The sequence below is a fragment of the Flavobacterium sp. genome (assembly GCF_034111225.1).
Classification (GTDB): Bacteria; Bacteroidota; Bacteroidia; order Flavobacteriales; family Flavobacteriaceae; genus Flavobacterium.
On sequence record NZ_JAWUXR010000009.1, the window covers coordinates 70,709 to 83,469 of the forward strand.

Sequence of the window (12,761 nt, forward strand, 5' to 3'; positions counted from 1 at the left end):
GTATAAAGATAAGGATAAATATTTATTGTATTTTTGAGCATAAAACGAGAATAATTGAGAACGTCTATTTTTAAACATATTACCAATACTAAAGAATTTAAATATCAATTACTCAATTGGTCTAATCAATTTCGAGAAGTTACTTTTTTAGATTCAAATAATTACCATCAAAATTATTCTAGTTACGATTTAATTGTTGCTTTAGATGCTTTTACGTCTATTAAAACAGATTATGTAAATGCATTTGAAGATTTACAGCAATATCAATCACACACAAAAGATTGGTTATTTGGTTACTTATCATATGATTTGAAAAATGATATTGAAGATTTAAAATCTCAAAATTTTGATGGTTTAGAATTTCCAGATGTTTATTTCTTTCAACCTAAAAAGTTATTTTTATTAAAAGGAAATGAATTAGAGATTCAGTACTTAAACATGTGTGATGATGAGGTAGAAGTTGATTTTAATGAAATTGCTAATTACAAATTGCTAATTAGAAATTATGAATTAGCTGAAATTCAACAAAGAATTTCTAAACAAAATTATATTTCTAAAGTTTCAAAAGTGTTAGAGCATATTCATAAAGGTGATATTTATGAGGCTAATTTTTGCATGGAATTTTTTGCTAATGATACTCAGATTAATCCAATAGAAACTTATATTAAACTGAATGATATTTCAGAGCCACCATTTGCCGTTTATTTTAAAAATGACAAACAATATTTGCTTTCGGCTTCGCCAGAACGTTATTTACGTAAAGAAAATACAAAGGTAATTTCGCAACCTATTAAAGGAACAGCAAAACGAAATTTAGATTCAATTGAAGATGAAAAATTAAAAGAAGAGTTAGGAGTAAATGAAAAAGAGCGTTCTGAAAACATTATGATTGTAGATTTAGTTCGAAATGATTTATCGCACACAGCTACAAAAGGAAGTGTAAAAGTAGAAGAACTTTGTGGATTGTATACATTTAAACAAGTACATCAAATGATTTCTACAATTGTTTCTGAAGTTGATTTTACAACATCGCCAATTGAAATTTTACGAACTACTTTTCCAATGGGAAGTATGACAGGAGCTCCAAAAATTTCGGCAATGAAAATTATTGAAGAATTAGAAGAAACCAAACGCGGATTATACAGTGGAGCAGTGGGTTATTTTACCCCAAATGGCGATTTCGATTTTAATGTAGTAATTAGAAGTATTTTATATAATGAAAGAAACCAATATTTATCTTTTTCCGTAGGAAGTGCCATTACTTCTTTGTCAAATCCAGAAATGGAATATGAAGAGTGTTTATTAAAAGCAAAAGCTATGTTTGAGGTTTTGAAATAATTAATATGATAAAAAAAATCCAACTTCATTTAGAAAATAATTTTCCTCATTTAAAAGGAAAGAAACTGCTTTTGGCAACAAGTGGCGGAATTGATAGTATGGTTTTAGTACATTTATTTCATGCATTAAACTACCAAATTGGAATTGCACATTGTAATTTTCAATTGCGTGGTAATGAAAGTGATGAAGATGAACGCTTTGTAAAACAATTTGCTCATGAAAATCAAATTCCTTTTAATACTATTTCGTTTCAAACTGAAAAGTATGCAAATGAAAATAAATTATCTATTCAGTTAGCAGCCAGAAAATTACGTTATGATTGGTTTAATGAAGTTTTAGCAAAAGAAAATTACGATTATATTACAACTGCTCATCATTTAGATGATCAAGTAGAAACTTTTTTAATCAATTTTACTAGAGGAACTGGTTTAGAAGGTTTAACTGGAATTCCATCTCAAAAAGGAACTATTATTCGTCCTTTATTGCCGTTTTCAAGAGAAGAAATTGAAAATTACGTATATGAAAATGGAATTACTTGGCGTGAAGATACTAGCAATGCTTCCGATAAATATTTGCGTAATAAGCTGCGTCATAATATAATTCCTATTTTAAAGGAATTGAATCCAAGTTTTTTAGACTCTTTTCAAAATACATTAAATCATTTAAAGCAAACTAATGAATTAGCGGAAGATGCATCTAAAATGGTTTATGAAAAGGTTGTTAAAGAATTTGAAGGTAAAAAGGGAATTAACCTTACAACTTTACTCCAATTTAAAAATCACAAGAGTTATTTGTACCAATGGCTGAATAAATTTGGTTTTACAGCTTGGTATGATGTTTACGATTTAGTGAATGCACAATCTGGAAAGCAAATTTTTTCAAATACACATATACTTTTAAAAGATCGAGAAAGCTTATTACTATACTCTAAACCAATAGATGATGTTATAGAAGAATATATCATTAATGAGGATCAAAAAAGTCTTAAATTTCCCTTAAATATTAATCAATGTAAGGTAGATAACATTTCAATTACAACTAACAATGTTATATTTGTAGACGAAAATAAGATTCAATTTCCTTTAGTTATTAGAAAAAAACAAGAAGGAGATTCTTTTTACCCTTCTGGAATGAAAGGAAAAAAGAAATTAAGTAAGTATTTTAAAGACGAGAAATATTCGTTAATAGATAAAGAAAATCAATGGCTACTTACTTCAAATAATGAAATTGTTTGGGTTATTGGTAAACGTGCCGACCAGCAATTTTTAGCAAATGAAACAACGCAGAATATTATAAAAATAGAAATTACAGAATGAAAAAATTAATAGCCCTTTTAGTCCTTTTATTTTCCTTTTTAGGAAATGCCCAAATCTTAGATCCTGTAAAATGGACTACTAAAATTGTTCAAAAATCAAATACCGAATTTGAATTAATAATGGATGCAACTATCGATACTGATTGGCATTTGTATTCACAATTTACTCCAGATGGTGGTCCACAGCAATTAGAATTTGAATTTAAAAATGCTAAAAATAATTTCACATTAGTTGGTAAAACAAAAGAAGGAGCTTATAAAAAAGTATATAATGACATCTTTGAAGTAGATGAATACTTTTTTACTAAAAAAGCACATTTTGTTCAATTAATTAAAGTTACAAACCCCAAATTAAAAGAAATAAAAGTAACATTAGCAGGTCAGGTTTGTATAGAAGGAAAATGCATACAAGAAGACGATAATTTAACTTTTAAACTACCTGAAATTATAGATATAGTTAAGGTTGAAGAAGTTGTAAAAGTTGAATCAAACGAAGAGAATATTTCAACTGAAATTGCTACTATTGAAATAGATTCAGCATTAACAACAACTGAAATTAAAGCTGAAAAAATAGATAATGTTGTTGCTGAGGTTATAACTACAGATGAACCAGTTGAAGAAGAGAAAAAAGGTTTGTGGACCATATTCTTTTTAGCATTTTTAGGTGGTTTTGCAGCGTTGTTAACACCTTGTGTATTTCCAATGATTCCAATGACAGTAAGTTTCTTTACCAAACAAAGTAAAACTAAAGCAGAAGGAAAGCGAAATGCTATTTTATACGGAATTTCAATCATATTGATATATGTTTTATTAGGAACTATTGTAACCTGGGTATTTGGTGCTGATGCTTTAAATGCATTGTCAACAAACGTTTGGTTTAATGTAATTTTCTTTGGATTATTAGTATTCTTTGCAACTTCATTCTTAGGAGCATTTGAGATTGTTTTACCAAATTCTTGGGCTAACAAAGTAGACAAACAAGCTGATAGAGGTGGGTTTGTTGGAATTTTATTTATGGCTTTAGCTTTAGCTATTGTTTCTTTTTCTTGTACTGGGCCAATTGTTGGAACATTATTAGTTGAAGCAGCTTCAAAAGGTGGTTTAGCACCAATTGTTGGTATGGTTGGATTTTCACTAGCACTAGCGTTACCATTTATGTTATTTGCTATGTTTCCAGGTTGGATGAATTCATTACCAAAATCTGGCGGATGGTTAAATACAGTTAAAGTTTCATTAGGATTTTTAGAATTAGCTTTAGCATTCAAATTTTTATCAAATGCTGATTTAGTAGTACAAGGACATTATTTAGAAAGAGAGTTATTCTTAATCATTTGGATTGTAATCTTTGGTGCTTGGGCTTTATACTTATTTGGAAAATTAATGTTACCACATGATAGTCCAATTTCGCATTTATCTGTAGGAAGATTATACATGGCTATTTTAGTTTCTATGTTTACATTATATCTAATTCCTGGATTATGGGGAGCGCCTTTGAAATTAATTTCTGGTTTTCCACCACCAATGACCTATAGTGAAAGCCCAAATGGAGTAGGATATAAGAATGAAAGAAACGTTGGAGCAATTTCAACTTTACCAGAACATGCACATAAAGGACCACACGGAATTATTGCTTTCCACGATTATGAAGAAGGTTTGGCTTATGCGAAAGAAGTTGGAAAACCAATTTTACTAGATTTCACAGGATATGCTTGTGTAAATTGTAGAAAAATGGAAGATTTTGTATGGTCAACACCAGAAATTTTACCTTTATTGAAAGATAAATTTGTTTTAATTTCATTATATGTAGATTCTAAAGAAGAATTACCAAAAGAAGAACAATATATTTCTCCTGAAACAGGAAAAGAGATTGTAACAGTTGGAAACAAATGGAGTGATTACCAAATTACACGTTATAAAAACAATGCACAACCATACTATATTATATTAGATGATAATGGAAAAGATTTAACGAAGCAAGTAGGTTATACTCCAGATGTTGAAGAATATAAAACTTGGTTAGAAGAAGGTTTAAATGCTTTTAAAAAGTAATTAAAATAAAAAATCCCAATCTTAAGATTGGGATTTTTTTTAGTCTGTTTCTTCTAAAGTAAATATTTCTTCTACGGGTTTATCAAAATATCGAGCTAATTTTAAAGCTAATAGAGTAGAAGGAACATATTTTCCTTTTTCCATAGCGTTTATAGTTTGTCTGCTAACTTCTATTTGTTTTGCCAATTCTTCTTGCGAAATATTTTTGATGGCCCTTAATACTTTTAGATTATTCGTCATCTTGATTGGCTTTATTTAGTTTATAAATCATATAATGAAAACGAATGATAAAGAATAGTAATAAAGTGAACATATTATGAAATAATACACTTAAATATGGTGTTCCATAAATAAAGATTGTGAATAATATAATTAACCCATAATTTAAGTAGGTTGCCCAAACTAAACTTTCGTATCTAATTTTAGAAATCATTTCATCTTCGACTTTTAATTTTGAAAAACAAATCAGAATTCCACCAAGAATCATAGAAATTGTTAAAATTTCATCTAAAATACTGTTTTTAATTAATTTAAAATAGTGGTGTTTACCCAAAATTTCATCTACATAAACTGCAAATACATTTACATTTAAATATTCATCACTATTAATGTGAAGCACTGAAATTAAGACTGTTATAATAACAGAAGGTACAAATAAGAACCAACCAATTTTTTTAAATGAGTTTGGAAATAAAAATTTTGCTTTCATAGTGAGTTGTGTTAAAATTACAATTCAAATGTAAAGTTTATTTTACATTTAGACAAATAAAATTAACAAAAAGTAAAACAAAGTATTCTTTACTCTACTATTTTCTCAATATAATGAGAGTTTAAAAGATGTAAAGCACCCATATATTGTAAGTTAAAAGAAACTAAATCGCCCATTTTGTATTTGTTTTTAGCATTACTAATATCAATCACTGTCATATCAGAACTTGAATCAATAATAGTAATTGAATCATCTGTTGGCGATAAGTATTGTGGTTGCATATCTAATAGACCAAAATCTAAAATAGCTCTTAAAGAAGTTGAACTTAAATCAGTTTCTTCTGTGATTTCATAACTATGTCCAGCAACGTTTTCACCCAATTCTCCTACGGGGTTATTTGGTTTTTCGGTAATTTCAATAATTTCTGCATATAATTTAAACACATCATTATGCATTCCATCAATAGTTTCTCCTGTAAATAAATCTTTACCAAAAAACAAAGCTTCACCTATTCTAAAATGGTTTACAGCCATTGGTTTTGCATTTTTCAACATTAAAGGAATAGCAACAGATGTTCCTCCAGAAACCCAAGGGATTTTTACATTAAATTTGGCCTCAATAAGCTGTTTGTAAAGACTTAGCTGAATTAGCTTGTCTTGTGTAGGCATTACACCACTTAAACAGTTTAAATTGGTTCCAATACCTCTAATTTCAATATTAGGTAGACTAAAAACTTGTTCGTAAAAATTTAGTAACTCTTCTCCTAAAACACCTTCACGTAAATCACCCATTTCAATCATGATAATTATTTGGTGTGTTTTGTTTTGACTTTTTGCTTCGTCAGATAACATTTTAATTGTGTAAATTTCAGTATTGAAACTTACATCTGCATATTTTACAATTTTTGAAATATTTCTTTTTGAAGGTGGTTTTATATAAACCGTTTTAATATTCGGATTTAGTTTTTTAATTTTTTTTAAATTACTTATCCTAGAATCATGCATCTCTGTAACACCAAGATTGATTACTTCTTTTAGATAAATGTTATTTCCACACAATAACTTTGTAACAACACCCCATTCAATATTACGTTCTTTAAATAACTGATTTAAAAAGGTATAATTATGTTCTAATTTGTCTCTATATAGTTTTATAAACGCCATTATTTAATAATTTTTCTTGGAATTGTTTTAGAAATTCTTGTTAATAATTCATAATTTAATAAATTACTTAAATCGCTAAATGAAGCTACCGACAAAGTTAGGCCTTCTTGATCTCCAATTAACACAACTTCATCTCCTTTTTTTACATTATCAACTTCTGTTACATCAACGGTTAACATATTCATATTTATGGTTCCAACCACGTCACAGCATTTGCCATCAATTAAAACCTTACCTTGGTTACTTAATGTACGACTATATCCATGAGAATAACCTAATGGAATAGTAGCGATTTTCATGTTGTTCCTTGCCATATAACTGGTTCCGTATCCTACAAATTCACCTGATTTTACTCGTTTTACACTCATAACTTCACTTTTCCAACTGATAACGCGTTGTAATGGATCTATTTTTATTTTTTTAGAATTTAAATAACTTACCAATACTTCTTGACTTGGCCAAAAACCATATTGAATGATTCCAACTCTAACTAAATCCATTCTAGTCTCTGGAAACATCATTGAAGCAGCAGAACAAGCGGAATGTTTTATTTCTGGCTGAATCCCTAATGCACTCATTTTAGCTTCGGCTTTGTTGAAAATTTCTATTTGTTTAGTTACTCTATAATAATTTGCAATACTTTCTGCTCCTGCATAATGTGTGCAAAGTCCTTTAAAATATATAAAATCTTTTTCTTTAATTAAATATTTAGCAACATTTGAAATGGTTTTTAAATCAAAACCAGTTCTGTTCATACCCGTTTCAACTTCTATATGAATAATTGCTTTTTTCTTTAATTTTTTGGCCTCTTTTGTAGCTTTTGCTAATCTATATCGTTCAAAAACAAAAAACTCAATTTGATTTTCTATAACCCAAGGTAAGTCATCGTCTGCCACAAATCCCATGATTAAGACCGTTACTTTATTTCCCAAAGTATCAAAAACAATTTTCGCTTCTTCAACATCAAATACTGAAAAATGTGTAATTCCATTTGAAAATGCCATTGCTGAAAATTCTTTTAAGCCATGTCCATATGCATTTCCTTTTACAACTGATGATAAGGTCACTTTCTTACCAAAAGTTTTTTTAAGAAAATCAATGTTTTCTTTGTGAGCAATTGGATTGATTTCTATAACCGAATTTTTATGCATCTAAAATTTCTTTTGTAATTTGATAAAATTGTGAGACTCCCGTTTGTATTAATTCATCAGGGAAATCATAATCAGGATTGTGAAGTGAAGGCGTGTTTTCTCCTGAACCTAAACCAAACATTGCGCCTTTAAAATGTTGTGTAATTAACCCAAAATCTTCTCCAAAAGTAAATGGGTATTGTTTCTCGTTACAGTCTAGATTATTTATTGAAGCCGCTTTTTTAATATAGTTTACGGCTTCTTTATTATTTTCATTGGCTTGAAATTTTTCAGTCCAATTTATAATTGATTTTAATTTGTGTTTTTTAGCAATATCTGAAGTAATTTTGTCCAAATCACTTTCAGTTTTTTGCATAAAAGAATTACTGTCGCTTCTTACTGTAAAATGAACTTCTCCATAACCAGCAGAAACTCCATAAGCTTTTTCACCCATATTAATATGGATAGGTGTAATCAAACAAAAGTTTTCTTTTGATACATCAGCTTGAATTTTAGAATTAAAAGCAACAATAATTTCACTAATTGCCAAAGCTGGATTAATTCCATTCTCTGGTTCTCCAGCATGTGATGTTTTACCATGAAGCTCAATAGCAATACTGTTTACAGCACAAGTAAAAGCATTTTCTTTTACAACAATTTGATGTAAAGGAAAACCAGGTAAGTTGTGTAAAGCAAACGCATAATCAGGTTCAAATTCCTTAAATTTTGGATCTGACATTATTGCTTGTGCACCACTGCCGTTTTCTTCTGCAGGTTGAAACAAAAGCATAATAGTTCCTTTTTCAATTGGGTTTTCAAACAAAGTTTTAGCTAAACCGCACAAAATTGCCATATGACCATCGTGCCCGCATTTATGTGAAACTCCGTTTGTACTTGATTTATGTTCAAATGTGTTTATTTCCTGAATAGGTAAAGCATCTAATTCACATCGAAATAAAACAGATTTTCCTTTTTCTTTTCCTTTATAAATAGCCAAAACACCTTCGCCACCAAGATTAGTAATTACTTGATTAGGCTTGTATTTTGAAAGAAAGTCTAAAATACGTTGAGCTGTTTTAGATTCATTTCCTGAAACTTCAGGATATTTATGTAATTCTTTTCTTAATTGAATAAGTTCTTCCAAATCAAATTATTTAGTTAAACGCATTTCCAAATATTTATTTGTAAACCCTAGTTTTTCATACAAACCTTTAGCAGGATTGTCTGGTTCAACATGTAAAGCAATATTTCCTTCAGCAGTATCAATTGCTTTTTGCATTAGTTTCTTGCCAAAACCTTTTCCACGTTGGCTATTGTCAACAGCTATGTAAACTAATATGTTTTCTGGAATAAAATCTTTCATTCCTGTGTTGTTTAAGATTACAACACCAACAATTTTTTCATTGTCTAATCCAACAATTATGTTTCCTCCTTTAGTAGGATTCATAGCATAATCAATACATTTTAAAATATCTTGCGTTTTATCACCATATTGTTCTAAGTGTGTAAATAGAAAATTTGCAATAGTTTGATGTGAATATGTTTTGTCTTCTCCAGTTTCTGGATTAATGATTTTAAATTCCATTGTTGTTTTTTTTATAATGATAATTTGATAATAGTATGAATGTGATTAAAGATACGCTAATTCCGAATATATTGGCGTCTAAATGTTCAGGTAACGTATAATTTAACGGTAATTTATTATTTGAAAGTATTAACCCAATTGTAGTTGATCCACCTAAAAGCATACTCCAAAAAGCTGCAATAGGATTGCTTTTTTTCCAAAATAGAGCTCCTAAAACGGGAACAAATAATCCTGAAACCATGAAAGCGTAGGAGTAGAGCATCAATTCTAATACATTTTGCATTTGAGATGCTAATAGTATTGCAAAAATACCTACCGAAAGTGTTACGATTTGTGATAGTTGTAGCATTTTTTTTTCCGATATTTCTTTTTTCTGAAATTTCGAGATAATATCGGTTACAATGTTTCCAGAAGCTGCCATCAAACAACTATCTGCCGTTGAAAGAATTGCTGAAAAATAGGAAGACAACATTAATCCCATTAAGCCAACAGGAAGTATTGTACTTAGTAATATTGGTAATCCCATTTCGCTATCCATTGAAGCAGCATTTGTAATTCCATCAAACATTCCTTGATTTGCAGCTACTTTAGCTAACATACCTAGAATGACGCCCATAAATGCCATTATTGGCCATTCAAATAAACCAGCAATAAACCAAGCTCTTTTTGCTTCTTTCTCGTCTTTACAAGCATAAATTCGTTGGTACAAAGTCATTCCAATAAACCATATTGGAATAATGGTTACTGACCAGTTTAAAAGTTGGTGCCAAGAGATATTAGTTAACGATAAATATTCTGGGGCTAAAGATGCTTTTATAACATCATAACCTCCAACTGCATTATAAGCAATAGGAATTCCTATAAATACCAATCCTGCAATTAAGATTATCCATTGAATGGTATCGGTATAAATTACTGCCTTTAAACCACCTACAGCGGTATAAACTACTGCTATGACACCCATAATCACTAAAGCCCATTGTAAATCTAATCCATCAATAGTAGCGGAAGCTAATTTGGCTCCAGCCAAAACTTGCGAACTTGTAAATCCAATATAACCAATTGCTGAAATAATTCCAGCCAATAAAGCTACTCTTGCACTATAAAAATGTTCAAATATTTGTGGGAATGTAAAGAATTTATGTTGATGACCCAATTTACTCACTTTTGGAATTAAAAAAACTGCGCTTAACCAAGCACCAATTAATCCTGTGAAAAGCATCCAAGAACCCGAAATCCCCATTGTAAAACCTAATCCTCCTAATCCAATTGAAAATCCGCCACCAACATCTGTTGCAACAACAGAAAGACCAATGTGCCAACTACTCATGTTTCGCCCACTAACATAAAAGTCTTCCGGAGATGTGTTTTTTTTATAAAAATGAAAGCCTACACCCAGCATCGCTATCATGTAAACCACAAAGATTAAATAATCTATAGTGTGCATTTTATTGTTTTAAATTATGTTTTGCCTGATATGGAATTTTTCCAAAGCATGAAGTAGCTAGCTACAAATCGAATGATTAATATGAAAGATTTTATTCAAAAATCTTATATATAATGGTTAGATAAGCGATTATATTAAACCAAATAACGAGCGCAAAGGTACAAAAAATGATTTGGAATGCCCAATTGGGGCACTAGGCTTTGATTTTCTTTTGGTTAAGAGATTTAATTTTACATTTTGAATCAAAATATTTTTTACATTTGTATTTATATAAGCCATTTTAAAAAGTATTCGCCATGTTAATAAAAGTATTTGGAAGCGCCGTTTTCGGTGTTGAAGCCACGACTATTACTGTAGAAGTAAATATCGATAAGGGAATAGGCTACCACTTGGTAGGATTACCTGATTCCGCAATTAAAGAAAGCAGTTACCGCATTGCTGCAGCTCTTAAAAACAATAATTATAATCTTCCCGGAAAAAAGATTACTATAAATATGGCTCCTGCTGATTTGCGTAAGGAAGGCTCTGCTTATGATTTAACTTTAGCAATTGGTATTTTGGTTGCTTCTGGACAAATAAAAGCTGAATATGTAGCTAAATATATAATTATGGGAGAGCTTTCTTTAGACGGAAGTTTGCAGCCTATTAAAGGAGCATTATCTATAGCTATAAAAGCGAAAGAAGAAGGTTTTATAGGCATAATGTTACCTATACAAAATGTAAAAGAAGCTGCAATAGTTGAAGGAATTAATGTTTACGGAATTGAAAATGTAGTTCAAGTTATTGATTTTTTTGAAGGAAGAGGAAACTTAGAACCTGCTATTATTGATACTTCAGAAGAATTTAATAAAACATTAGATTTTCCAGAATTTGATTTTAGTGATGTTAAAGGTCAAGAATCAATTAAACGTTGCATGGAAATTGCTGCTGCTGGCGGACATAATATTATATTAATTGGTCCTCCAGGTTCTGGGAAGACTATGCTTGCCAAACGTTTACCAAGTATTTTACCTCCAATGACTATTAGAGAAGCATTGGAAACTACAAAAATACATTCCGTTGCTGGAAAGACTAAAGAAGTTGGGTTAATGGCTCAACGACCATTTAGAAGTCCACATCATACAGCATCAAGTGTTTCATTAGTAGGAGGAGGAAGTTATCCGCAACCAGGAGAAATATCCTTAGCACATAATGGAGTATTATTTTTAGATGAGTTACCTGAATTTAAACGAGAGGTTTTAGAAGTAATGCGCCAACCATTAGAAGATAGAGAAGTTACTATTGCAAGAGCAAAATTCACCATAACGTATCCATCTTCTTTTATGTTAGTGGCGAGTATGAACCCAAGTCCGAGTGGTTTTTTTAACGATCCAAGTGCACCAATGAGTTCTTCTCCACAAGAAATGCATCGTTATTTAAGTAAAATTTCAGGTCCGTTATTAGATAGGATTGACATTCATATTGAAGTAACTCCAGTTCCTTTTGAAAAACTAACAGAAACTCGTAAAGCTGAAAGCAGTATCATAATTAGAGAACGCGTTACAAAAGCAAGACAATTACAATCTATTCGATTTGAATCATTTGAAAATATTCATTATAATGCGCAAATGAGTTCTAAACAAATTCGTGAATTTTGTGATTTAGATGAAACATCTTTACAATTATTAAAAACTGCTATGGAACGATTAAATTTATCCGCAAGAGCGTACGATAGAATTTTAAAAGTTGCACGAACTATTGCAGATTTAGAAGCAAGTGAAGTGGTAATTTCTCATCATATTGCAGAAGCTATTCAGTATAGAAGTTTAGATAGAGAAGGATGGCTAGGATAAATATAAAAAAGTTATGCCTCTATTAAAATAGAGGCATAATAATTAATAAGGGTATATTTTTGTTAGTTCATTTTTAAGACAATAAATTCACTTCTTCTATTTTTTTGATGTTCAGCTTCAGAGCATTGAACTCCATCAGAACATTTATTGACTAATTCTGTTTCACCAAAACCTTTAGCAGTCAATAATTTTC

General features: G+C 30.0%; 11 protein-coding genes. 4 read left to right on the forward strand and 7 right to left on the reverse strand.

The window, feature by feature from the left end:
* Positions 1–54: 54 nt before the first annotated feature.
* Genes UXY25_RS05010 through UXY25_RS05020 form a run of 3 tightly spaced genes read left to right on the forward strand, consistent with a single transcriptional unit; the run spans position 55 to position 4,702 of the window.
* Complete coding sequence (locus UXY25_RS05010) at positions 55–1,338, forward strand: anthranilate synthase component I family protein (protein WP_320814905.1); 1,284 nt, start codon at positions 55–57, stop codon at positions 1,336–1,338.
* Between the two features lie 5 nt (positions 1,339–1,343).
* A complete protein-coding gene (gene tilS, locus UXY25_RS05015) occupies positions 1,344–2,654 on the forward strand; it encodes a tRNA lysidine(34) synthetase TilS (RefSeq protein WP_320814906.1) in 1,311 nt (436 codons plus the stop codon).
* Positions 2,651–4,702: a protein-disulfide reductase DsbD family protein gene (locus UXY25_RS05020; RefSeq protein WP_320814907.1), complete on the forward strand. Its 2,052-nt coding sequence runs from the start codon at positions 2,651–2,653 to the stop codon at positions 4,700–4,702. Before tilS ends, UXY25_RS05020 begins: the two co-directional genes overlap by 4 nt.
* 39 nt (positions 4,703–4,741) lie before the next feature.
* Here the strand turns inward: UXY25_RS05020 and UXY25_RS05025 are convergent, their stop codons facing one another.
* From UXY25_RS05025 to UXY25_RS05055, 7 genes are all read right to left on the reverse strand, one after another.
* On the reverse strand, positions 4,742–4,942 hold the full coding sequence (locus UXY25_RS05025; RefSeq protein ID WP_320814908.1) for a helix-turn-helix transcriptional regulator: 201 nt from the start codon (positions 4,940–4,942) through the stop codon (positions 4,742–4,744).
* Positions 4,932–5,411: a hypothetical protein gene (locus tag UXY25_RS05030; RefSeq protein WP_320814909.1), complete on the reverse strand. Its 480-nt coding sequence runs from the start codon at positions 5,409–5,411 to the stop codon at positions 4,932–4,934. Before UXY25_RS05030 ends, UXY25_RS05025 begins: the two co-directional genes overlap by 11 nt.
* An 89-nt stretch (positions 5,412–5,500) precedes the next feature.
* Positions 5,501–6,574 (reverse strand): alanine/ornithine racemase family PLP-dependent enzyme, encoded by a 1,074-nt coding sequence (locus UXY25_RS05035; protein WP_320814910.1) that lies wholly within the window; start codon positions 6,572–6,574, stop codon positions 5,501–5,503.
* A complete protein-coding gene (gene alr, locus UXY25_RS05040) occupies positions 6,574–7,725 on the reverse strand; it encodes an alanine racemase (protein ID WP_320814911.1) in 1,152 nt (383 codons plus the stop codon). Before alr ends, UXY25_RS05035 begins: the two co-directional genes overlap by 1 nt.
* Positions 7,718–8,848 carry an amidohydrolase gene (locus UXY25_RS05045; RefSeq protein ID WP_320814912.1) on the reverse strand — a complete coding sequence of 377 codons (1,131 nt, stop codon included), beginning with the start codon at positions 8,846–8,848 and terminating at the stop codon, positions 7,718–7,720. The genes alr and UXY25_RS05045 overlap by 8 nt, the downstream gene beginning before the upstream one ends.
* Before the next feature lie 6 nt (positions 8,849–8,854).
* Positions 8,855–9,289: a GNAT family N-acetyltransferase gene (locus UXY25_RS05050; protein WP_320814913.1), complete on the reverse strand. Its 435-nt coding sequence runs from the start codon at positions 9,287–9,289 to the stop codon at positions 8,855–8,857.
* Entirely contained in the window at positions 9,279–10,736 is a 1,458-nt protein-coding gene (locus UXY25_RS05055; RefSeq protein ID WP_320814914.1) for a sodium:solute symporter family protein, read from the reverse strand. The genes UXY25_RS05050 and UXY25_RS05055 overlap by 11 nt, the downstream gene beginning before the upstream one ends.
* 296 nt (positions 10,737–11,032) lie before the next feature.
* Here UXY25_RS05055 and UXY25_RS05060 point away from each other — a divergent pair, with 296 nt between their 5' ends.
* Positions 11,033–12,568 carry a YifB family Mg chelatase-like AAA ATPase gene (locus tag UXY25_RS05060; protein ID WP_320814915.1) on the forward strand — a complete coding sequence of 512 codons (1,536 nt, stop codon included), beginning with the start codon at positions 11,033–11,035 and terminating at the stop codon, positions 12,566–12,568.
* Positions 12,569–12,761 lie beyond the last annotated feature (193 nt).